19 protein-coding genes are annotated in these 23504 nt (G+C 62.6%); 2 read left to right on the plus strand and 17 right to left on the minus strand.

Annotation, left to right across the window (positions count from 1 at the left end; genetic code table 11):
- Window positions 1-25 precede the first annotated feature (25 nt).
- The 15 genes from Q4I12_RS05965 to Q4I12_RS06035 all read right to left on the minus strand — a co-directional run bounded on the left by Q4I12_RS05965 (window position 26) and on the right by Q4I12_RS06035 (window position 18287).
- Window positions 26-1360, minus strand: coding sequence for an HD domain-containing protein (locus tag Q4I12_RS05965; RefSeq protein WP_168934929.1), 1335 nt, complete (start codon window positions 1358-1360; stop codon window positions 26-28).
- A gap of 463 nt (window positions 1361-1823) precedes the next feature.
- The gene (gene dsrP / locus Q4I12_RS05970) at window positions 1824-2990 is read right to left on the minus strand and encodes a sulfate reduction electron transfer complex DsrMKJOP subunit DsrP (protein WP_006007720.1); all 1167 of its coding nucleotides are present in this window, start codon (window positions 2988-2990) and stop codon (window positions 1824-1826) included.
- A gap of 12 nt (window positions 2991-3002) precedes the next feature.
- A complete protein-coding gene (gene dsrO, locus Q4I12_RS05975) occupies window positions 3003-3785 on the minus strand; it encodes a sulfate reduction electron transfer complex DsrMKJOP subunit DsrO (RefSeq protein ID WP_006007722.1) in 783 nt (260 codons plus the stop codon).
- Window positions 3785-4168, minus strand: a complete 384-nt coding sequence (dsrJ, locus tag Q4I12_RS05980; RefSeq protein WP_006007724.1) for a sulfate reduction electron transfer complex DsrMKJOP subunit DsrJ — start codon at window positions 4166-4168, stop codon at window positions 3785-3787. The genes dsrO and dsrJ overlap by 1 nt, the downstream gene beginning before the upstream one ends.
- Before the next feature lie 4 nt (window positions 4169-4172).
- Complete coding sequence (dsrK, locus tag Q4I12_RS05985) at window positions 4173-5798, minus strand: sulfate reduction electron transfer complex DsrMKJOP subunit DsrK (RefSeq protein WP_204625787.1); 1626 nt, start codon at window positions 5796-5798, stop codon at window positions 4173-4175.
- Window positions 5799-5810: 12 nt separating this feature from the next.
- Complete coding sequence (gene dsrM, locus Q4I12_RS05990) at window positions 5811-6833, minus strand: sulfate reduction electron transfer complex DsrMKJOP subunit DsrM (RefSeq protein ID WP_168934931.1); 1023 nt, start codon at window positions 6831-6833, stop codon at window positions 5811-5813.
- Between the two features lie 23 nt (window positions 6834-6856).
- Window positions 6857-7384, minus strand: coding sequence for an RsbRD N-terminal domain-containing protein (locus tag Q4I12_RS05995; RefSeq protein WP_302261027.1), 528 nt, complete (start codon window positions 7382-7384; stop codon window positions 6857-6859).
- 87 nt (window positions 7385-7471) lie between these two features.
- Entirely contained in the window at window positions 7472-8449 is a 978-nt protein-coding gene (locus Q4I12_RS06000; protein WP_302261029.1) for a hypothetical protein, read from the minus strand.
- A 469-nt stretch (window positions 8450-8918) separates the two neighbouring features.
- On the minus strand, window positions 8919-10190 hold the full coding sequence (sat, locus tag Q4I12_RS06005) for a sulfate adenylyltransferase (protein ID WP_297158447.1): 1272 nt from the start codon (window positions 10188-10190) through the stop codon (window positions 8919-8921).
- 508 nt (window positions 10191-10698) lie between these two features.
- A complete protein-coding gene (locus Q4I12_RS06010) occupies window positions 10699-12060 on the minus strand; it encodes a cytochrome c peroxidase (RefSeq protein WP_302261032.1) in 1362 nt (453 codons plus the stop codon).
- 390 nt (window positions 12061-12450) lie between these two features.
- A complete protein-coding gene (locus Q4I12_RS06015) occupies window positions 12451-12975 on the minus strand; it encodes a single-stranded DNA-binding protein (RefSeq protein WP_006007739.1) in 525 nt (174 codons plus the stop codon).
- Window positions 12976-13012: 37 nt separating this feature from the next.
- Complete coding sequence (locus Q4I12_RS06020) at window positions 13013-13798, minus strand: hypothetical protein (protein WP_302261033.1); 786 nt, start codon at window positions 13796-13798, stop codon at window positions 13013-13015.
- A gap of 6 nt (window positions 13799-13804) precedes the next feature.
- Window positions 13805-14455, minus strand: coding sequence for a biotin/lipoyl attachment domain-containing protein (locus tag Q4I12_RS06025; protein ID WP_302261034.1), 651 nt, complete (start codon window positions 14453-14455; stop codon window positions 13805-13807).
- 93 nt (window positions 14456-14548) lie between these two features.
- Entirely contained in the window at window positions 14549-16792 is a 2244-nt protein-coding gene (locus Q4I12_RS06030; protein WP_297158442.1) for a carboxyl transferase domain-containing protein, read from the minus strand.
- A gap of 55 nt (window positions 16793-16847) precedes the next feature.
- Window positions 16848-18287, minus strand: a complete 1440-nt coding sequence (locus tag Q4I12_RS06035; RefSeq protein ID WP_297139206.1) for a biotin carboxylase N-terminal domain-containing protein — start codon at window positions 18285-18287, stop codon at window positions 16848-16850.
- A gap of 141 nt (window positions 18288-18428) precedes the next feature.
- Here Q4I12_RS06035 and Q4I12_RS06040 point away from each other — a divergent pair, with 141 nt between their 5' ends.
- Both Q4I12_RS06040 and typA read left to right on the plus strand, forming a co-directional pair.
- A complete protein-coding gene (locus Q4I12_RS06040) occupies window positions 18429-19259 on the plus strand; it encodes a purine-nucleoside phosphorylase (protein WP_302261035.1) in 831 nt (276 codons plus the stop codon).
- 67 nt (window positions 19260-19326) lie between these two features.
- On the plus strand, window positions 19327-21156 hold the full coding sequence (typA, locus tag Q4I12_RS06045) for a translational GTPase TypA (protein ID WP_168934940.1): 1830 nt from the start codon (window positions 19327-19329) through the stop codon (window positions 21154-21156).
- Window positions 21157-21239: 83 nt separating this feature from the next.
- Here the strand turns inward: typA and Q4I12_RS06050 are convergent, their stop codons facing one another.
- Window positions 21240-22736 carry an outer membrane homotrimeric porin gene (locus Q4I12_RS06050; protein ID WP_302261036.1) on the minus strand — a complete coding sequence of 499 codons (1497 nt, stop codon included), beginning with the start codon at window positions 22734-22736 and terminating at the stop codon, window positions 21240-21242.
- 408 nt (window positions 22737-23144) lie between these two features.
- Complete coding sequence (locus Q4I12_RS06055) at window positions 23145-23501, minus strand: cytochrome c3 family protein (protein ID WP_300645734.1); 357 nt, start codon at window positions 23499-23501, stop codon at window positions 23145-23147.
- Between the last annotated feature and the right edge of the window lie 3 nt (window positions 23502-23504).

Raw genomic sequence — 23504 nt, forward strand, 5'->3', positions numbered from 1 at the left:
TGGGGTCGCAGGGGGCGGGAGGCGTCTAGCCCACGGACTTGCGGGCGTATTCGCACACGAAGTGCAGGGCCGAGGCACGATCCGTGACTTCGCCCGCGATCTGGGCCTGGAGCAGGGCATCGCGGATGACGCCCACCAGCGGGCCGGGGGCCAGCTTGGTCTCGCTCATGATCTCGTTACCGTTGAGCAGGGGCTCCAGCATCTGTTCGGGGGTCTCGGCGCGCTCCAGATACTTCATATTGTGGTTGAAGTAGGTGTAGCTGCCGTCGCGGGCCTGGATGTCCGCACGGGACATGGCGATGAGGCGCGGGTATTCGTCCAGGGCCTTGAAACGGCGGATGCCGCGGTCCGTGAGCATGAAGTGGAAGCGCATGTGGTAGCGCACCAGATGGCAGAGCAGGTCGATGTCTTCGGGGCTGAAGTGCAGACGGCGCAGGATCTTGCGGGTGACCTTGGCGCCCACGCGGTGGTGCTGGTAGAAGGTCCACTGGCCGTCGAAGTATTCGCCGGTGAAGAGCTTGCCCACATCGTGGAAGAGCATGGCCATGGTGCCCAGCCAGTCGTAGTGGAAGCCTTCTTCGGGGTAGTGGCGCATGCACTCCAGGGTGTGGTCGAAGACCGTCTCCTCGGTGTCGTCATCATCGTTGCGGCGCTGGCGGATGCAGGCCAGGGCGGCCACTTCGGGGATGAGGCCCTGGAGGATGTGGGCGTCGAACATGAGCTTCACGAAGCGGTACATGGATTCGGCGGCCACTTTGCGCCATTCGTCCATGATGTCGGCGGCGGGCACGTAGTCCAGCACGCGGGTGGACGAACGCACGATGGCCAGCCAGGTGTTGGGCTCGATGGGGATGTCGAAGTTGGCGGCGAAGCGCAGGGCGCGGATGGCCAGCAGATAGTTGTGGCGCAGGGTCTCGTCCGGCAGGCCGGTGAGCTGGATGAGGCCGCCCTTGACGTCCATGAACCCGTCATAGACGTCCCCGGTGGGGGCCGGGCTGCCGAAGCCGGTCATGCGCAGCTGCAGACGCTCCTGGGGGTCCATCATGTTGGCCATGGTGGGGGTGATGCGCAGCAGGGAAAGCTCGGGATGGCTGGCATCCTCCACTTCCAGGGCATAGAAACGGAAAAGAACGCCGTCTTTTTCCATCTGGGCGATGGCACGCTGGTCCGGCTCGACGCGGGCTTCGGGGAAGAGCTTGAGAAGCGTCTCGAGGTCGGGCTCACAGGCGATGTCCACAGCCAGCTGTTTGCTGTGTTTCAAAAGATGTTCCTGCACGGGCGCATTGATGACGTGGGCGTCATAGCCGTTGCGCAGCAGGGTTTTGCAGATGGTGATGGCGTCTTTTAGCGCTTTTTCCATGAAAACTCCTCAAGCGGCAAAGCCGCATCCAGGGAAATCCCCGGCATACATGCGTTGTGAAGGCCTGACCGCATTGCAGGCCGCTGATTTCAGTATCGGCGGCAATGGGGGCAAAGTCAAGCAACAGTGCGCTCCGGGCGCGATGTCTCCCGGTGGCAAAAGGGGCTGGAAACGATGCCCTGGCCTGCGGGGAGAGCCTTGCCCGGATGCCCGCACAAGCTGCCGGTGCGCCCCTCACGACCGCCCCCGGAACGCCTGGGGGCGGGCAGGATGAGAAGGCATGAATCCCGGCATCAGGCCGTGCGTTCAGGGGAGGGGCAGACCTGTGAGAGGCATGCCGCCGTCCGGCGGGGGGCCGTGCTGTCCTTTCAGGTAAGGTGGGCGGTCTCGCTCACGCGGAGGCCCCGGGCAACAAAAAAGGCCCCGTGCGAGCACGGGGCCTTTGGAGTGCGGGATCGTGAAACTAGTCGCTGAAGTGACCGGTTTCGCGCTTCACGCCCAGGGCGATCTTCCAGAGCAGGGAGAGCACCAGGGCGCCCACGGCGTACACGCCCAGGGCCACGATGATCTCACGGCCGGTGGGGGCGTATTCGGTGACGGTCTCAAACATGTTGGGAGTGAAACCACCGATGAGCAGGCCGAGGCCCTTGTCGATCCAGGAAGCGGCAACCAGCAGCACCAGAGCCAGGGGCAGCAGGGGGCCGGTACGCCACTGCGGCGGGATCAGGATGATCAGGGAAGCGGCGGCCATGACCACAGCGGCCCACATCCAGTTGGTCACCCAGGAAACGTGGCCTTCATGACCAGCGAACAGGAAGACCAGAGGATGCTGATGACCGGGGATGCCACTGTAGAACGCGGTGAAGACTTCCAGCAGGTAGAAGAACACGTTGATGCACATGGCATAGGTGATGATGGTCGTCAGGGTCTTGATGGCGTCGCGGCCGGGATCGAAGCCGGTGAGGCGGCGCACGATGAAGATCAGCAGCAGCAGGATGGCGGGACCGGAGCAGAACGCCGAGGACAGGAAGCGGGCGGCCATGATGGCGGTCAGCCAGTAATGGCGGCCGGGGATGCCGGCGTACAGGAAGGCGGTCACGGTGTGGATGGAGAAGGCCCACAGGATCGAGAGGTAGATCAGGGGCTTGATCCACTTGGGCGGTTCCACGTCATGGCGCTCGGCTTCCAGGGTGACCCAGCCGATGACGGCGTTGAGGGTCAGGTAGCCGATGAGCACGATCATGTCATAGAACATGACCGAATTGGGCGTGGGATGCAGCAGCACGTTCATCATGCGCTGGGGCTGGCCCAGGTCCACCACGATGAAGAGGGCGCACATGACCACGGCCGAGATGGCCATGAATTCACCGAAGATGATCATGCGCTTGAACTTCTTGTAGTGGTGGAAGTAGGCGGGCAGCACCAGCATGACGGCGGAGGCGGCCACACCCACAAGATAGGTGAACTGCGAGATGTAGAGGCCCCACGAGACATCGCGGCTCATGCCGGTGATGGAGAGGCCTTCCTGCAGCTGCTGCAGGTAGACCAGGCCGCAACCGGCGATGACTGCGAGCAGGAAGAGCAGCCACAGGTAGTAGGTCTTGGGACCGGTAAGCAATTTTTCAAGCATGGCCTGTTCTCCCTAGATGAGGTAGTAAACGCCGGGCTGGGTGCCCAGATTGGGCTTGCGGCGAATGCTGTAGTTGGAGGCGAGGGCCTTGCACACATCGGACTTGGGATCGTTGAGATCGCCGAAGAGGATGCGGCCGCCGGCAGCTTCCACGCAGGCGGGCATCTGGCCCACGGCCAGGCGCTCGGCGCAGAAGGTGCATTTTTCCACCACACCGATCATGCGGGTGGGGTAGGCGGGGTTCGGCACGGGATCGCTCAGGTACTTGCGGGGATCCACAAAGTTGAAGGAGCGGGCGCCGAAGGGACAGCCGGCCATGCAGAAACGGCAGCCGATGCAGCGATGGTAGTCCATGGCGATGATGCCGTCTTCCATCTGATAGGTGGCCTGGGTGGGGCACACGCGCACGCACGGCGGGTTGGTGCAGTGGTTGCACAGCAGGGGATAGCTGGCATCCTTCACACGGGAGGTCAGGTGTTCGTTCAGGTCGTCGGGGAAGGCGTGGTCGAACTTTTCGAGCCACATCCACTTGATGTCCTGATGGCCTTCCATGGTGGGCACGTTGTGGGCCTTGTGGCAGGCTTCGATGATGGGAGCGTATTCCTTGGCGTTCTTGAAGGCGCGGGTGTCGATGACCATGGCCCAGCGCTTGGCCTTCAGGGCCTTGGCGTTGGGTTCATAGGAGCCGATGCGCGCACCGGCCTGGGCAGAGCCGGCCATGGTGGCCAGGCCGCTGCTCAGGGCAAAGACCGAGAGGCCCGCCACCTTCAGAAAGGATCTTCTGCTTTTGTTCATTACTTGTTCCCCTTGGGAAGAATGTGGCAGGTCCAGCAGTAAGGATCGACGCTGTTGGACACGTGGCACTTGTCGCAGAACTCTTCGTAGTTGCTGTGGCACTTCAGGCAGGTGTTCTGCAGGCTGATGGTCCACTTTTTGCCGGTGGACGACACATAGGTGCGGTTCTCATAGCGCAGGGCCTGATCGCGCCATTCGTTGAGCAGGTACATGTGCTCGGCGCGCATGAACTCGACGGGTTCCACGCATTCCTTTTCATTCTGGGGCAGGACGATGGCAGGACGCTTGTAGTCCTTGGTACCGCCGAAGTTGGCCCAGAAGGGGGTGGAGAACAGGACCGCGAAAACGAGGATCCCGAGAATGACAGCTTTGGCGTTGTACATGTTGTTATTCCTCCTCGGCCTCGGCGGTCACATTGGGCAGGTCTTCCTGACGCAGGTCCATGGTGCGCTTGCATTCGCCCTTCATGACCAGGGCATTGGCCACCAGTTCGTGCACGCCGCTCACGGTCACGCCGGGGGCCCAGTAGTCGGCCAGGGGCGGCAGGGTGGCGCGGTCGATGGCGCAGACGCAGGCCATGTGGTTGACGCCGTACTTTTCCTGCACATAGCGCAGGGCGTTGCCACGAGGCATACCGGAACGCATGCGCAGTTCCATGATTTCTTCGGTGTTCAGACCGGAACCGGCGCCGCAGCAGAAGGTCTGCTCACGGATGGTGTTCTCGGGCATTTCCACGAAGTTGTTGCACACGGCCTTGAGCACGTAACGGGGTTCTTCCAGCAGACCCATACCGCGAGCGGGGTTACAGGAGTCGTGGAAGGTGGTGATGATATGGTCGTTACGGCTGGGATCCAGGTTCAGCTTGTTGTGCTTGATCAGGTCGGCCGTGAACTCGGTGATGTGCACCATCTTGGTGGCAGCCGCGTTGGTGAACTTGGTGCCGGTGATGGGGGAGGTGGGCACATCCATCATGCAGGACGGGGCCGGGCCGTTGTAGGTGGCCATGTACTGGTTGATGACGCGCCACATGTGGCCGCATTCGCCACCCAGGATCCACTTGGCGCCCAGACGTTCGGCTTCGGCGTACATCTTGGCGTTGAGCTTCTTGGCCATGTTGAAGGTGGTGAAGGAACCGAAGTTGCCGCCTTCAGAGGCATAGGTGGAGAAGGTGTAGTCCAGATCCAGTTCGTGGAACAGCATCAGGTAGCCCATGAAGGTGTAGATGCCGGGGTCCGCGAACACGTCGCCGGAAGGCGTGATGAACAGGATCTCGTGGCCCTTTTCGTTGAAGGGGGTCTTGGGACGGATGCCGGTGATGGTTTCGCAGTCATCGGCCAGCATTTCCACGATTTCCACGAAGGAGTGGGGCTGGATGCCCAGGTGGTTGCCCGTGAAGGAGCAGTTTTTCACCGGGTCCATGATCCAGTGGATGCCCAGGCCCACTTCGTGCAGCAGTTCACGCACGATGGCCGTGATCTCGGCGGTGTCGATGCCGTAGGGGCAGAACAGGGAGCAGCGGCGGCATTCGGTGCACTGGTAGGCGTAGTAGAAGAGTTCCTTCACCACTTCCTTGTCCCAGCTGCGGGCGCCGGCGCGCTTGCCGAGGATCTTGCCCAGCTTGGTGTAGTCGCGGCGGTACAGGGAGCGCAGCAGCTCGGCACGCAGCACGGGCATGTTCTTGGGGTCGTTGGTGCCCAGGAAGAAGTGGCACTTGTCGGCGCAGGCGCCGCAGCGCACACAGATGTCCATGAACAGCTTGAGGGAGCGGTGCTTCTGCAGGCGTTCCTCAAAGGCGTCACAGAGGATCTGTTCCCAGTTTTCGGGCAGGTTCCAGTCTTCGGCCGCCGGATCCCAATCGTGGGGATTGGGCATGTGCAGCAGCTCCATGGTTTCCTTCTTGGCCGGATAGCAGAAGCTGCCCGGCGCAAACTGGGGCTTGATGTCCAGCCAGGGTTCCGAGGGAAACTCGGGACGGCTGGCGATGAGTTCTTGTGGCGTAGGTAATTTAGCCATGATGTCAGCTCCTTACTCGGCGGCCTTGGAAGAGGGCTGCTTTTCCAGCGGCAGGCCGGCTTCGGCCATGGCATCGCGGTAAACGTCCTCATATTCGGCATAGGTGAAGTACTGCTTGGGCGGGTTCCAGGGGTTCACGTGGCGCACTTCGCGGGTGTTGGTGGGAAGGTTGCGCGTGGGGCTGAAGAACACGCCAGGCATGTGCATGAGCTTGGAGAAGGGGAAGTACAGCAGCAGCACGCTGACAAAGGCCAGATGCATGAAGAAGAGCGGGCTGATGCCGTCGGGGGCCACGGGCGAGAAGTGCACCAGACCCATGATGAAGACCTTGACCTGGGCGATGTCGGTCTTATCGAAGTAGCGCATGCAGATACCGCTCAGAACGACGCCCAGGATGAGGAACAGGGGGAAGTAGTCGTTCATCAGGGAGATGTAACGCAGACGCTGGTTGAACAGACGACGGGCCAGCAGGAAGAGCACGGCCACCAGCAGCAGGCCACCGGTCCAGAAGAAGCGGGGGGCGCCGATCTGCATGATGCCGTCGATGCTTTCCATGAAGGTCAGCCAGCCGGGCACCGGATCCATGAAGAAACGGAAGTGGCGGATGAAGACCAGCAGGAAACAGTAATGGAACAGCAGGGCGAAGAACCACAACCACTTGGAGGAGTAGTAGATGGTGCGGGGGCCCTTGGTCACAGGGTCGAATTCACGCACGTCGGCCGCGGTATTGCGGAACAGCGAACGGAAGAAGCAGACTTCCAGGAACATGCGGACGACCACACCGAACTTGGTGTTGGGGCAGTCCCACTTTTCATGTTTGATGAAGTCCAGCGACTTTTCCTGACCCCCGGTCGTGGGGATGCTGAAAGGCACGGGCGATTTGGCCCAGTAAACCATGCGCCAGATGACGCCCAGGAAGAAGGTGACTACCGCCACATAGGGCAAAACCACGCCGAACAGGTACGACAGACCAATGGCCGAACCTGCCCAGGCAATGGCCCCGATGAGCGCCACCACCAGCAATGATGCGAACATTCCCTACCTCGCTTCGAAGAGTGTTAGCTTTTGCCCGAAACCGGGCTGCCATCCACCGATTGCGCCCAGCGCACCAGCTGGGCATGCTGATTGCGTATTTCGGCGATGCGCGTTTCCGCCAGGGTCTCGCGCGCGGCCGAATACAAATCGAAGGCCAGCAGCGTGACGCTGTCCAGCCGAGATTCCGCGTCCAGATACTCCGCCAGATCTTCCTTCTCCCGGCACAGGGGAAGGATGTGTTCGCGCAGCAGGGGCTTCATGAGGAAGAAGACCCCCAGGCCCTGACTGGGCGTATACTGCTGCACGGCACGCAGCCGCACGAAGCGGTCCAGGGCGTGCTTGATCTTTTGCGGCGTCACATGTTCGCCGGCGATCACGTTGTAGATGAGGCCGGCGGCTTCCTTGGTCATATCCCCCACCGGATTGGTGAAAGGATCGTTCTTGGTGCGCAAAAAGCCAGTCGTTTGAAGGGGATAGGTCGAATAGACCGCATTGATCCACCCCTCGACGATGACAGCGCGCTGCTCACGGAAAATTTTTTGTACGTTCATGGCAGTACTTTGGCAAAAGGGTAAACGGGCATTCCTATAAAGTGCCCGGCTTTTCTCGTCAAGTTTTTCATCGTCCGGCGACGGCGGCTACGGGCAGGGCGCAGGGCCGCCGCACTGTCCGGCCACCTGGGGTTCCAGGGGCAGGACGGCGTCCGGGAACGTCTGGCCACCGGCCGGTGAAAATTCGATGACCGGCTCCTGTGCACGGGCAGGGGCCGGAGGCTGGGCCTGTTTTTTGAGCATGGCCGGCAGGCCGTGATACTCGAAAAACGGTACCGTACGGGAACCGGCATTGAAAATATGGGCCCGGTTGCGCTGCAGGCGCAGGCGCAGGCCCCACTGCCCCGGATGCAGGAACGCCCAGAGGCCCGGCTCCTCCACGTTCTGGCAGGCGGCCACGGCTTCCTTGAGGGGCTTGCCTTCTTTCAGCAGGAGCAGCATGCGCTCCACGCGGGCCACATCGGCATCGTTCTCCGCCACCGGACAGAAAGCGACGTCCACGCTGCCCGACAGGATGCCGATGCCTTCGCGGCAGGCCGAGCAGGACGGCGAGAAGAACATGCGCACCGTGGCCTGGTCGGAGTTCTCGCTGATGCTCCAGACCTCGCCCTGCATGCGCACTACCTGGCCCGCATTGACCACGAACAGCACCAGCCAGGCGCAAAGCAGGAGCGAACGTTCCTGCGGGCGTCTGTCGTCCCGGTGCAGCGCACGGCGGAAGAGCCAGTAGGTCAGGGCAAAAAAACAGGCCACTACCAGGCAGCTGACACAGGGGGAGGTCAGCGCCATGAGCAGCAGCAGAAAAATATCGCCCAGCAGGGTCAGTCCCGCCAGGAAGTGCCCCGCCGGAACAGCGCCCAGCAGCGCAAGGCAGGCCAGCACGCCAAAAGCGGCCGTGCCGATCCACCACATGGAGAGACCGCCGATGACAAGGTCCTGGTACAGAGAGCAGCCCGCAGTGACGCAAAAGGCCACTTCGTTGCCCAATGCCGTCCAGATGCAGAAGAGCATACCCAGAAGGGCGGCCGCCAGTGCGCCGCCGGAGATGCCGTAGGCCTGTTTCATGGCTCTCCTTGGTAAAGGAACTACGTCCGGCAGATGCAGACGCACACCCTGTATACTCCATAATCCCGGACAGGTAAAGGCATCTTGTCATGCCTGCCGGGAGTTGCGTTGTGTAATATGGCCATGATCTGGCCAAAGGGGAAAAATGGCTGTCTTGTTTTGGAAACAAACAGAGCTGACAAGGATATCCTTCTGCAAGGAAAAGAGGAAAAAAGAAAAATTTTTTTCCATTGCTGAGCAAGAGAGCCAAGTTGCAGTCATGACGCTTTCCTAAAAAAAGAACTGCATCATGGTGCGGGCAGCCTTCCTCGCAAGTCTTGCCTGATAAAGAACGGCCGTTGCATGAGGGAACATTGTGATTCCGTGCACGATGCCGGAAATATGAAAAGGCGGGCAGGCAGGGCAAAAAAAGGGGCGCCCCCGAAGGGGCGCCCGCTATCAGGATTTCGCTGGGAAAACCCGGCGATGCTTACATGGTGGAACCGGAAGCAGCGCGCTGCATCTTGATTTCGACCTTTTGGGTCAGGCCGGAGTAGTATTCGCGCAGGATGGCGAGCACTTCTTCACGACCGAAATGATCCGGCACTTCAGCGCCTTCGGACAGCATCTTACGCAGCTTGGTACCGGACAGGATGACGCGGTCTTCCTTGCTGTGGGGGCAGGTACGCATGGAGGCCATGCCGTCGCACTTCTTGCAGTAGAAGGTCCAGTCGATGTTCAGAGGCTGGCAGAGCAGACGCTTGCCTTCTTCGGCGGGCACAGGGATCTTGCGGAAGATTTCCTGGGCTTCGAACATGCCGTAGAAGTCGCCCACACCGGCGTGATCACGGCCGACCAGCAGGTTGTTGATGCCGTAGTTCTGGCGGAAGGTGGCGTGCAGCAGGGCTTCGCGGGGACCGGCATAGCGCATGTCCAGAGGATAGCCGGCCTGGATGACGAAGTCTTTCACGAAGTACTTGTCGACCAGGGTGTCGATGCATTTTACGCGCACTTCGGCCGGGATGTCACCGGGTTTCAGGGCGCCCACCAGGGAGTGGATCACGACGCCGTCGCACACTTCCACGCCGATCTTGGCCAGGTATTCGTGAGAGCGGTGCATGGGGTTGCGCAGCTGCAGGGCGGCAACCTTCTGCCAGCCGCGTTCGTCCATCTTTTCGCGCAGCTGTGCGGGGGTCATGTACACGCCGGGGAACTTTTCGGGGAATTCGCCCTGGGACAGGACCTTCACGGTACCGGCCAAGTTGTATTCCTTCTGGGCCAGGACCATCTTCACGCCGGGATGGTCATTGGGGGCCACTTCCCAGAACTTTTCGGAGTCGGGGCCTTCGCCCTTGAACACCAGCTCGCATTCCCACTTCTTGTCGGCTTCGGTCATTTCATAGACTTCTTCGACCTTCAGAGTAGCCATGATCTCGCCCTTGCGGACCAGGGCCACTTCGTCGCCGGCGTTCAGGCCCTTGGCGTCTTCAGCGGAGATGTCCAGGGTCACCGGCACGGGCCAGAAGGTACCGTCGGCCAGGGTCATCTTTTCGCACACGCTCTTCCAGTCGGCTTTGTTCATGAAGCCGTTCAGGGGAGAGAAGCCACCGATGCCCATCATGATCAGGTCGCCCTTGGCGCGAGAGGAAATCTCAATCTGCTTCAGGCCGGCAGCCTTTTTCTTTTCTTCTTCCAACGCCGCGCCTTCCAGAAGACAACACACCAGGCCCTTGCCACCATGAGGGGGAACCAGTTTGGACATTGAGAAATCCTCCATTTGATTTGTTGCTATACCGTTGCGCAAGTGGCGCATCCGTAACGTCTCTTTGTGAGTTGCATCTTGTGAATAATCTAACAAAAAGTCAACCACCTTTCCGGATTTTTCACGGAAACGACACGAAAAAGACGTAGCGGAAAACGGCTATCACATTGATTTACAACACAAAGAGTGCGAGAAAAATTTTATTGTGAAAATTGACGCGCACTCGGGCCCCATACCGTCCCGGCTGGAAGATCCCGGCACGCTCATGGCCGGGGCTCCTGCCGGAGTTTGGGAGGAACATAGCATGGCCGCCAAAGCATGAAAAGGGGGCCTGCGGGCCTGCTGCTGTATCCTTTTTCCAGCCCTGCGGAAAACAAGGACAAATTCTTGCTGCCTCGTGCGCCCGCACACGGGGCGGGCGCCGTCCCGCTCCGCCGGACGCAAAAAAGGCCCGGCACCACAAGGTGCCGGGCCGGGGATGCTGCGGGTCGTATCCGGTCAGGTCAGGTTAGCGGGCCACGGCCTCGCCCTGCACGGGACGGCCTTCATGCTGGCCGGTCAGGGTGCGCAGGAAGCCCACGATGAGGGCACGGTCCTTCTGGGGCACGTCCAGGCCGGAGCAGTAGATGCCCATGATGCGCACGGCTTCGTCCAGAGTGGTCACGGTGCCGTCGTGCAGGTAGGGATGGGTCAGCTCCACGTTGCGCAGGTTGGGCACCTTGAAGCGGTGCATGTCCTCTTCCTTGCCGCTGGCGTTGAAGCGGCCCTTGTCGGAACCCAGGGGCTTGCCGCCGCGGTCGGCGAAGTAGTCCTTCTTGAGGTCCAGATATTCGTAGGACTGGCCGCCCATGCTCTTGCCCACGTGGCAGGAGGCGCAGCGGTAGGCCTTGAAGCGCTCGTAGCCTTCCACTTCGGCGGCGGTCAGGGCGCTCTTGTCGCCGCGCAGCCAGCGGTCGAAGCGGCTGTCGGGCGAGATGAGGGTCTTTTCGTATTCGGCGATGGCGTCCGTGATGTTCTTGCCGGACCAGCCGTCAGGATAGACGGCGCGGAACTTGGCGGTCAGTTCGGCATCGGCGGCCAGACGGGCCACGATCTCGTCCCAGTCCTTGCTGCCCATCTCGATGGGGTTCAGCGGCGGGCCACCGGCCTGTTCCTGCAGGTCGGCAGCGCGGCCGTCCCAGAACTGCACGAAGTTGAACACGGCATTGAAGGTGGTGGGGGCGTTCACATCGCCCAGCTGCTTGCGGATGCCTTCGGAGAAGCGGGCGTTGTCCGTGCCGGCCTTGTCCATGGCATGGCAGGTGGCGCAGGCCACGGTGCTGTCGGCGGAGAGGCGGGCATCGTTGAACAGGGTCTTGCCCAGGGCCACCTTGGCCTCGTCCACGGGCAGACGGTGGGGGATGGGCTGGATGGGCTCGTTGGCATGCTCGGGAGCGGCGTCCGTGGCGTAGTGGGCCTTGCGGGTCTGGGCCACCCAGGTCAGGATGTCCTTCTTGTCCTGGTCGGACAGGCGGCTGCCCCAGTGCACCACGGCGAACTTGGCGGGCGGCATGGTGTCATTGAGGATGACCCATTCCATCTTGGCCAGCACGGTCTCGCCCACGGGGCGATCCTTGCGCTGCACCAGCTCCTGGTTGAGATCCATGGCGCGGATGCCGTCCCTGTAGTCTTTTTCGATGATGGCGCTGATGCCGGGGACCTTGGCATAGAACGGCAGGTCATAGCCGCGGGAGTGGCAGGCCATGCACTTGTCCTGCACGATGCCAGAGACACTGGCGAACTTGTGCTTCACATCGTCCAGCCCCTGCGCCATGGCAGGGGTACAGGCCAGCAGCACGAGGGCCGCGGAAGCCAGCAGTTTTTCCTTCATATCGTCCTCCTTGGGGGGCGATGCCGGGTCGGCATCACGGGTTTTGCCGGTGGCAGCAGGAGCTTTTTTTCACAAGTATTGCCGAAAGTCAACAGGAATTTTTACTATTAGCAGGATAAGTTGTTATTTTCTGTATATTTTTTATGAAGGATTTTTGACTGTTCGTGCTGATGGATAATTATTCCAATTAGATAACTAATATTTTGTCATGGCCGTCTACCCCGTCTGCCCCGCCTGTCCCGCGTCCTCCGGAAAGGCCGCCTGCAGGGAATCCCGGCAAAAAAAGGGGGGAACAGGGGCTGTTCGGGCCTGGCGGTCGCCGGACACAAAAAAGCAGGGCGCTCCCCGTGAGGAACGCCCTGCCATATGCTTCAGATGCGGCATCCGTGCCTAGAAGGGCACTTCGTCCATGTTGGAAGCTTCGGAGGGGAAGGCGGGACCCAGATCGTCGTCGCGCTGCTGGGGCGCGGGACGGCGCGGGGCCTGGCGCTGGCCGCCGCCCATGTTGCCGCCGCGGGGAGCGCGGGGAGCGGGCGCAGGCGCACCATAGTCGTCTTCATAGCCGCCCATGTCGGCACGGGGGCCATCGCTGCGGCGATCCAGGAACTGGACGCGCTGGGCCTTGATCTCGGTAGTGTAACGGTCCTGGCCGTTCTGGTCCTGCCACTTGCGGGTCTGCAGGCTGCCTTCCACGTAGACGAGGCTGCCCTTGGTCAGGAAGTTGGCGCAGTTCTCGGCCTGGCGCTGGAACACGGACACACGGTGCCATTCGGTACGTTCCACCTTGTTGCCGTCACGGTCCATGTAGGATTCGTCGGTGGCCACATTGAGGGTGGCCACAGGGGAACCGCTCTGGGTGTAGCGCAGTTCGGGGTCGCGGCCGAGGCGACCGATGATCATGACTTTGTTCAGCATAGATTCTGTTCCTCGAACGGTTGTTCGTTGTACCGTCTCAGCGCAGGCCGAAAAGGCGCCGGAAGAAGGACGGTTTTTTGCGTTTGGGGCCGGAGCCTGCGGCAAGCAGGCTGTCTTCCATTTCGGTCAGGGCGTCTTCCAGGGCCTCGCTGGCGCGATGGGCGGCCCGGGGATCATTGGCACGCAGGGCCGCATCCAGGCTGCTGCGCTGCGTAAGGGCATCGGCCAGAGCCTGTTTGAAGGGGGCCTGCTGCTCGGGCCAGCGGTCCTCGGCCATGCCCCGTTCCAGACGGTCCAGCAGGTCGCGGACACCGGCGCCGCCCACACCGGCATGGCCGAACGCCAGGAGACTGAGCCCGGGCCAGCATTTTTCCAGCAGGCCGGAGTTCCAGGTGACGTCCACGGTGGCGATGCGGGCCACGGGCGTGGTCAGCGGGGGCCGGATGGCGGACTGCGTGAGCGTGGCCTCCAGCGTGTCCAGCAGGGCGGCCAGGGCCTGGAGGCCCGCGGCGGCGTCTTCGGCCTGCCAGCTGCCCAGGGCGTCCTCGCAGTGGCGCGTCAGGTCGCACAGGGGGCGCAGGGCGTCCAGCGTCAGGGGCGCCAGGTCGTCCACGTTGCGCATGGTCAGGCGGCTCAGGCATTGCGCCAGTTCCAGCAGGCAGGGCTCGGCCTGTGCTTCGGGCACGGCCAGCCAGGCCGCCACGTCCTCACCATAGGGACCGGCAGCCTTGCGGGCCAGGGCCAGCAGGGCGGGCCAGCGACGGGCCGTGAGCCCCTGGGGGCTGTCGGCGGCTTTCTGGCGGATCTGCAGTGCCTTGCCCATGACGGTCTAGCCCTTTTCCGTCCACTCGGTCTGGACGCGCACGATGACGTCCTGGATGACGGGCAGCTGGTCTTCGGGGCAGACGCCGATGAGGGGGGCGTCCGCATCCATGTTCTCGTTGTAGCTGAAGTAGACGGCGTAGATGACGCCCGTGGGGCCGCTGTAGTGCAGGGGCACCTCACGCTTCATGCGCGACATGATGAGCAGCTCCATGCCGTCGCGCACCACCACGGAGTGGGCGTCCGCGGCGCGGATCTTCTTGTCCACCTCGGGGGTGAAGTAATACTTGGCCCGCTCGGGCGCGCGGAACAGGTACAGGGCCTTCTTGAGGATCTGGTGTTCCACTTCGCTGCGGGTGAGCATGTGGCGGATGACCATCAGGGGCGTGCCGGCCTCCACGAACATGCCTTCGAGCTGGCTGTGGATCTTGCTGATGATGCCCTTTTCAGGCGAGCAGATGGGTTTGGGGTTGCGTTCGCGTTCCAGGGTGGCCAGGCGGGTGCCGGGCTTTTCCTTCCACTGGCCCTGGGGGCCGAGGACCTCGTCGCCTTCCTTGATGTCGGCGAAAGTCACCACGCCGGTGTGGGGCGTACGGATGACGATCTCGCGGTAGGGGGAGGCTTTTATCTCATCCAGCAATGCGGAAATGTTGATCATGTGGTTTTCCCGCTTTTTCGTTTGTCTTGGGTGGGGCCGCACCGTCAAGGGCGGCGAAAGGCGGGGCGGAAAGTCCGCCCCGCCGTCTGCTTGCTAACGGTAGTACAGGTTGCGGCCGCCCATGGTGAGCAGCGCCTGCTTGAGGTTGGCACGGATCTGGCGGCGGTCCCAGATGCCCTGGATATGGCCGCGGGACAGGGCCCGGTAGGAGCGGTGATACTTGGGCGGGATGTCCATGCCCGTGGTCTCCTTGATGACGCCGGGGCCGGCAAAGCCGATGTTGGAGGAGCGCACCGCGAACTGGTAGGGAGCGCAACCCAGGAAGCTGGCCACGGGACCGGCGAAGGAGTTGGTATCGTACAGCACCAGGTACAGGCCGCCGGACTCGATGTAGCGGCGCACGGCCACGGTGCAGCGGGGCATCTGGATGACGCCGTGGGTGCCTTCCTGGATGCGGATGCCGGCGGTGCCGTGCACATAGGCCAGGAAGGGATAGCGCTTCTTGGCGGCGCGGGCGGCGGCCTCCACGAACTTGTAGCCTTCGGCCGCGCCGAAGGAACCGCCGCGGAATGTGCCCATGAGCATGGCCACCACCAGCTTGGTGCCGTCGATGCGGGCCTCGAAGGTCATGCAGCCGCTGCGGCAGCCGGTCTTTTCCTGGGCGGCCTTGATGCGTTCCTCGAAGTTGGGGAAGTTCAGCGGGTTGCCGGCTTCGATCTCGCGGTTGAACTCAAAGACCGAGCCCTTGTCGAAGACGTTCTGCACGTACCATTCGGGCTCCATGGGGAAGTGGTAGCCGCAATGGCTGCACACGCCCGCGAACTCGGCGAACAGATCGGGGCCCCAGAGGTCGAGGCAGCCGTACGAGGCGCTGTTGGGGCAGGTGATGGTACGGTCGACCTTGTAGCGCGGCGACAGGTAGTTCCACTTGCTCACGCGGTTGTCGTCCACCCAGTTGGAAAGGGTGGTCAGTTCCTTGGCCGTGGCCTTCTTTTCCGCCGGGCTGGCGATGCGCTTCCAGGGGCTGAAGAGGCGGCCCTTGAACACATCCCATTCGCTGCTCAGCTCTTCCATGATGTTGTGCAGCTTGCGCTGGTGACGGCGCACGAAGTCGTACTTGAAGTGCATCCAGGGCTTGGTCACCCAGTCGCGCAGGGCGGCGGCGTTCTTGGCCAGGAAGGGACGGTTGTCGATGGCGGCCGCGCGGGAGAGGCGCAGGAACTTCTGCTGGCGGCGTTCGCGCATGCGGTTCTTGGCCGCGCCGGACATGCCCCAGCGCACGTACATCTCGTCCAGGTTGGCTTCGGGGTTGCGCAGGCGCGCCAGGGCCAGGCCGCGGATCATGGGCGGCTTGGTGTTGGTGATGACCACCTCGTCGGTGGCGCGCAGCACTTCCTGCCGCAGGGAGCGGAAGAAGTCGAAGTGGTGCGGGCGGGCGCCCAGGGCGGGTTCCTGCACCACGCTGTCGATGTAGCCGAAGGAGAGGTTGTCCTGCGCGGTGATGTGCAGGTTCTGGGCGCAATGCTCGATGAGCTCGGGCGCGGCGCGCTGGCCGGCCTTGAGGCGACCTTCGATGGCGGCCCCGCCTTCGGGCGAGATGACCGAGTAGTAGCCGTGGGAGAGCATGAGGCGCTTGTCGGCCAGGCCGATGGCCTCGGCGCCGCCGGAACCGCCCTCGGAGATGATGGAGATGACGGGCACGCGCAGACCGGCCATGGTGTAGATGTTGCGGGCGATCTGCTGGGCCGCGCCGGGGTAGTCCTCGATGGGGTAGGAACCGGGCGTGAAGATGTAGCAGTGGATGGGGATGCCTTCGGTCTCGGCCACGCGCATGTACTGCAGGGCCTTGGCATTGCCCCAGGGCTTCACGGAGCCGCCGTTGCGGAACTCGGCGCCGTGGCCTTTTTCCTGGCCGATGACCATGACGGACTGGGTGTGCATCTTCTTGCCGCGGCGGCGGGTGATGACCGCACGGGCGATGAGCATGCTGGGGTCGAGGCTGTGCTCGTCCTGGCCGCCCACTTCGGTGAAGTTGTCGTAGACGTTCTCCAGGATGTCACGCAGGCAGATGCGCTGGGGATGGCGCACGATGCGCACGCGGTCCATGGGCGTGATGAGCTTTTCCAGGCGTTTTTCCACGAAGACGAAAAGGTCTTCCAGGGAAACGATCTCGGTATGGGGATCCTCGACCTCGCCGTTGCGCACACGATTGGTGAACTCGGTCAGCTTCTCGTCCAGCAGGCGGATGCTGTCCTCGTGCTTGCCGGCGAAGATGTCGCGCGTATACGAGAGCCTGTCGTTCAGGCTTTGGATGCGTTTTTCGATAGTGTTGTCCATAATCTCTTGCGCCGTTTGACGTTGATGGAAGGGGACCGCCGGGGCGGCCCGTCAGCTAGAAGCGCAGGGTGCGGGCGGTGTTGGCCCGCAGGAAGTCCACGTTGGACTTGAGCGCTTCACCGGCGTTGTTCCGGCCTTCCAGGTGCAGGTTGTCCAGGAAGGAGACGCCGCGTTCCCGGGCCTCGGCCAGATCCTTGCCCCAGATGATGGCCAGGGCCAGGTTGGGGTCGAATTCGGTGGGGATCTCGTAAGGCGTGTCGGTGGGCACGTGGGTCAGCATGGTGAGCCAGGGCTCTTCCTTCCAGGCAAAGCGCTCGATGCGGCCCACCCAGGGGGTGAAGCCGTGTTCGGGGTCTTCGGCGATGAGGCGGTATTCGATGCCCACGCCGTCGAAGGTCACGTCGTCCTGGGTGTAGCCCAGGGGCTCGCCCAGACCGATGCGGATCTGTTCGGCGATGAGGTCCACGGGGCCCTCGTGGTTGCGGATGCTGGAGATGCGGGCCGAGACGCCGTTCTCCACCTGGATGCGGGTGTTCACTTCCATGAGGAAGGGCTCGCCCTGGCGGGTGACGATCCATTCCCAGGTGCCCACGTTGTCATAGCCCACCTTGCGGGCCATGGTCAGGGAGTAGTGGACGATGTCCTGCAGCACCTTGGCGGCATCGAAGCTGTAGTCCATCTGGGCGGGCACGAAGCCGGGGGCCACTTCCACGCGCTTCTGCAGGCCGGTGGACTGGATGGAGCAGTTGCGGGTGCCGAAGTGCACGGGGTTCTTGCCGCTGCGGTCGGACACGATCTGGACTTCCAGGTGGTTGAAGTCCGTGATGCGCTGTTCGATGAGCACGCCCTCGTCCTTGAACTGGCGCAGGGCGTAGTTGCGGATGCGGCGGTACACGGAGCGGAAGTTGTCGATGTCGTACACTTCCTCGATGCCCATGCCGCCACCGCCGGCCGAAGCCTTGACCAGCACCAGCGGGCGCTTGATGCCCTGCTGCACCTGGAACTCGAACACGCTGCGGGCGATGCGCTCGGCTTCCATCTCGTCATAGATGGGGCGGTCGGAACCGGGAACGGTGGGCACGTCCAGGCTGCGGGCCAGACGTTTGGTGTTGATCTTGTCGCCCAGCTCGCGGATGATCTTCCACGAGGGGCCGATGAAGATCATCTTGCGGTCGCGCCTGGTCACGCGACGGGCAAAGCGGAAGTCCTCGGCGAAGAAACCGTAACCGGGATGCACGGCCGTGCAGCCGGCCTGGTCGGCCACGGACATCAGTTCGTTGGCGTCATGATAGGAAGAAACACGGAACAGGCTGCGTTCGCCGCCGTTCTCGCGGGCGTAGCGCACATGGCCCGAAGCGGCGTCTTCGGCGGTAAAGATGGCGGTAAAGGCCACACCCAGCTTGCGGCAGGCCCGCATGATGCGTATGGCGATCTCGCCGCGGTTGGCGACGAGAACCTTGTGTTGTTGCAAAGAGTCTTTCTGGCTGGTCTCCAAGGCGGTCTCCTGAGGGCGGTGCTGTGCCGCTCTTGTGGAATGGGCGTCAGCACGCTATAAAGCGGTTCGCTTTTGCGACTGAAAAGCAAGAGCTACTACAGCATATCGGCTTGGTCTTCAATATCTGAGGGGGTCAATTCTATGCAAAACTGGGAAGAAGTCCAGCTTGCGGTGGCGGCGCTGCGCCAGCGTCTGGGGGCCGCGCTGCCCTCCCGGCCCGATGCGGCCATCATCCTGGGCACCGGTCTTTCGGGGCTCGTGGAACGCATGGAGGACACGGTCAGCGTGCCCTATGCCGACCTGCCGGGCTTCCCGGTGTCCACGGTGGACTCCCATGCCGGGGCCTTCGTGCTGGGACGTCTGGGCGGCCGCACCGTGCTGGTGCAGCAGGGCCGCTGCCATCTGTACGAAGGCTTCGGGCCGGACAAGGTCTGCATGGGCGTGCGCGTCATGGCCGGGCTGGGCGCGGACACGCTTATCCTTACCAACGCGGCGGGCGCCCTGGACCCGCAGTTCGATGCGGGCGGGCTCATGTGCATCAGCGACCAGATCAACTTTACCGGCGTCTCTCCCCTGAGCGGGCCCAACCATGAGGCCTGGGGCGAGCGCTTCCCCGACATGAGCGCCATCTACGACGCCGGCCTGCGCGACCTGGCCTGCCGGTGCGCGCTCGAGCTGGGCATCCGGCTGGAGCGCGGCGTCTACATCGGCGTGCGCGGCCCGCAAATGGAGAGCCCCGCCGAGACCCGCATGTTCCGCCAGTGGGGCGCCGATGCCGTGGGCATGAGCTCCGTGCTGGAGGTCATCGCCGCCCGCCATATGGGCCTGCGCGTGCTGGGCATCTCCTGCCTCACCAACAAGAACCTGCCCGACTGCATGCGGCCCGCGCCGCTGGAAGAAGTCATCGCCGTGGCCGGCCGGGCCGGGAAGGACCTGGGCCGCCTTGTGGAAGCGGTGGTGACAAAGTTGTAAAAATCGCGTAAACCATGCGCCCCGGCAACGTTCCGGGGCGATTTTTTTACCAGAGCGAGACAGAACTATGCAGCAGAATGACAAACTTCGTAACGTGGCTATCATCGCCCACGTTGACCACGGCAAAACGACCCTGGTGGACGCCCTTTTCCGTCAGAGCGGCGTGTTTCGAGCAGACCAGCAGGTCGATGACCGCGTCATGGACAGCATGGATCTGGAACGCGAACGCGGCATCACCATCGCGGCCAAGAACTGCGCCGTGCACTGGAACGGCGTGAAGATCAACATCATCGACACCCCCGGTCACGCCGACTTTGGCGGTGAAGTGGAACGTTCGCTCTCCATGGCCAGCGGCGCCATCCTGCTGGTGGACGCCTCCGAAGGCCCGCTGCCCCAGACCCGTTTCGTACTGCGCAAGACCCTGGAAGCCGGTCTGCCCGTGGTCGTGGTCATCAACAAGATCGACCGCAAGGACGCCCGTCCCGATGAAGTGCTCAACGAGGTCTACGACCTGTTCATCGATCTGGACGCCAGCGACGAGCAGCTGGAATTCCCCGTGCTCTACGCCATCGGCCGCGCCGGTGTGGCCATGCGCAACATCGACGACGAGCAGAAGGACCTGACCCCCCTGTTCGAGACCATCCTCGAAAAGATCCCCGGTCCTTCCTACGATCCCGAGCAGCCCTTCCAGATGCTGGTGGCCGACCTGGACTACTCCGATTACCTGGGCCGTCTGGCCGTGGGCCGCATCATGCACGGCAGCATCTACGCCAACGAGAGCCTGGCCTGCATTGGTGAAGACGGTCAGGCCCGCCCCCTGCGCGCCTCCAAGATCCAGGTCTATGAAGGCCTGCAGCTAGCCGAAGTGGACAAGGCCCAGCCCGGCGACATCGTGGTGGTGGCCGGCATCGAGGACGTGACCATCGGCGACACCATCTGCACCCGCGAGAACCCCCGCGCCCTGCCGCGCATCCGCGTGGACGAGCCCACCGTGGCCATGCGCTTCGGCATCAACACCTCGCCCCTGGCCGGCCGTGAGGGCAAGCTGGTGCAGAGCCGCATGATCCGCGACCGCCTGAACCGCGAATGCCTGCGCAACGTGGCCGTGCGCGTGGAAGACACCACCGACAAGGACGCCTTCCTGGTCAAGGGCCGCGGCGAGTTCCAGATGGCCATCCTCATCGAGACCATGCGCCGCGAAGGCTTCGAGCTTTCCGTGGGCCGTCCCGAGGTCATCCTCAAGAAGGACGAGAACGGCAAGACCCTGGAGCCCATCGAGCACCTGTATGTGGACTGCGACGAGGTCTTCATGGGCGTGGTCACCGACAAGATCAACCAGCGCAAGGGCCGCATGCTCAACTGCACCAACAACGGTACCGGCCGCGTGCGTCTGGAGTTCTCCGTGCCTTCCCGCGGCCTCATCGGCTACCGCGACGAGTTCCTCACCGATACCAAGGGCACCGGCATCATGAACTCCTATCTGGAAGGCTACGAAGAATGGCGCGGCGACTTCCCCACCCGCTATTCCGGTTCCATCGTGGCCGACCGTCCCGGCAATGCCGTGGCCTACGCCCTGTTCAACCTGGAGCCCCGCGGCACCCTGTTCGTGGAGCCCGGCGATCCGGTCTACGAGGGCATGATCGTGGGCGAGCACAACCGTGACAACGACATCGACGTCAACGCCACCAAGGAAAAGAAGCTCACCAACCTGCGCGCCGCCGGCAAGGACGAGAACGTCATCCTCACCCCCGTGAAGAAGATGACCCTGGAACACGCCCTGCACTTCGTGCGTGAGGACGAACTGGTGGAAGTGACCCCCGTGTCCCTGCGCCTGCGCAAGGTGGAACTCTCCGCCCAGAAGCGCTACCAGATGGCCGGGGCCAAGAAGAAGGCCTAGGTCTCCTTATCCCGGATAGAGGAAGGGCCGGCGGACATGTTCGCATGTCTGCCGGCCCTTTTTTCTTTTTCAGGCGGACAGGCCTAGAAGGTATAGGCAAAGGTCAGGTCGACGTTCCAGATGTCCTGCTTGCTGTAGCTGTCCCCAAGATAGGCGTGGCCGTCCTGCCAGGTACCGGAGTCCATCAGGTTGGCGATGTAGCCCAGCCAGAGGCCGATGCTGAAGTTGTCGTAGACCTGGTAGACGCTGTTGATGTTGAACTCCAGCAGCCCGTCATTGGTGGTCAGATAGATCCCTTCGTAATCGTTGGTGTAGTTCCAGTCCGTGCGGGTGGTGGCGTATTTGACCATGGATGGGCTGTTGGTCCCGCCCCAGTAGAGGACGCGGAAGGTATGCTTGAGGTCTTCCATGAAGCTGACGTCCGCCACCTGGAGCCCCAGGCCCCAGGTACCGGCATAGGTCATCTTCTGGTCCTGCAGGCTGCCGCCGTAATGGACGTCGTCGCCCATGACGGACGAGAACATGCCGTTGGCGCGCAGGCTGGGCAGACGCTCGGAACCGTTCTTGATGTCGCCGTCGTCACCGCTGCCGTACCAGCCGAAGATGCCGGGCCTGCCCCAGTCCGTCTTGTATTCCACAAGGGCCTTGGCCAGCCAGCCCTGCCGCTGTGTGCTGCCGCGTACCGGGTCCACGCCGCGTTCCAGGGCATCGTAGCGGCCCATGCCTTCCACATAGCCGTAGTTGAGCTCGAACTCGATGTTCCAGGGATCGAAGGCCGTGATGGCCACGGGCAAACCGGCCCAGAACAGGCTGCCGTACATCTTGTCGGTATCGAGGTCCGTAAAGCCGCGGGCCCCGGCGGCGGTCATGCCGAAGGGATAGGCCCCCATGCTGGTCATGGGGTTGCCGTCGTTCCAGATCTGGGTGCCGTTGAAGGTGTTCTTGCCGCGGATGCCGTACAGCACCCAGGGGGTCATCTCGAAACCTTCAAGACGCACGGGCAGGGTCAGGCCCCAGATGTCCATGTTGTCGAGATAGTTGGTATTGCCCTCGGCGCTGTAGTTGTCGTTGAAGGGGCGCAGCCAGAGGGCCGAAAGCCCCACGGTCTCCGAGAACTGCCAGGAGGCCACGATCCCGGCCACATCCAGGTTGCCCGCGACGGACGAGTTGCCTGCCTTGGTGGGCAGGGTCAGGTTCTGCAGGCCCATGCGGACCTTCAGGCTGGTGTCGGGCACCTGCCAGTCCATGAAGGCCATGCGGACCTTGATGGCCGAGGTGCTGTCGGCCCCCAGGGCGCCGCCGCCGGCCTGCTGGCCCCACTGGATATGGCCGATCTCGAAATGCACGCTGCCGGACAGGCTCTCCGAGGCGACAGCATCCATCTGGAAGCGGATGCGGGAACGGCTGTTCATGACATCATTGCTGTCGGTCTTGTTCCCGCCGACGGATTTGACGAAGTTCCTTTGTGACAGGCCCATGCCCACCTGCCAGATACCTTTGGCCTTGAAGTCGATGGCCTGGGCATCGGCGGCAGCCAGCGCCATGGTTGCGGCGATAAAGAGAATGGCAAGCTTCTTCATCCTTCCTCTCCCTTGTCTTCGGACACGCGTGAGTGTCTTATTTTTTTATTTAATAAAAACAGTATGTTATAATTTTGCCTGGACAAGCGGCAAGATGCGCACGAAAAAGGCTTTCATGCGCTGCCGTCTACGGTGCCATGCATGGGGAAGATCGAAGGAGCGGCTCTCGCGAGCAGGCAAGGGCAATGGCGGCATGCCTGGCAGGGCATGCTCTTTTTGCCGGAACTCTTGCCAAGGAGGCCTGCGGCAGTCATTATCGGTGTGCTAGCGGAGCCTGAGGCTACCGCAGACCTCACGAACAGCGCAGCACGGCCGTACGGTCCCCCCCGTACGTCCCCCCGGCTGCGGCTGTTACTCCCGGTCTCCCGAGGGAAGGCCGCTGGCAGGCGGCTTTCCCCCGGGACCGGTCTACTTGAGCGTGACCCCTTCGAAGTTCTTCACATGGCAGTAGCTGTTGGCACAGAGCAGCTCTGACTTCTTGTGCTCCTTGTGGCAGGTGTAGCAGGGCACCGTATCGCCCCAGTGCGGCGTATAGTGCGGGTTACGCTTGAACCCTTCCGTTTTCTTGATGAGATCCTGCATGGGACCATGGCAGTTCAGGCAGGCTTCGCTGGGCGGCGGCGTGCGGCCCACTTCTTCCTGGTGGCAGTCCACGCAGGCCAGGTCCTGGTGCATGCTTTTGTGGCTCACATAGCTCCCGGCCCAGGCGGCAGAGCTTGCCAGCAAAAGGGCGGCGGCGATCATGCTCAACGTGCGTATCTTCATGGA

The sequence above is a fragment of the Desulfovibrio piger genome (assembly GCF_951793255.1).
Taxonomy (GTDB): Bacteria; Desulfobacterota; Desulfovibrionia; order Desulfovibrionales; family Desulfovibrionaceae; genus Desulfovibrio.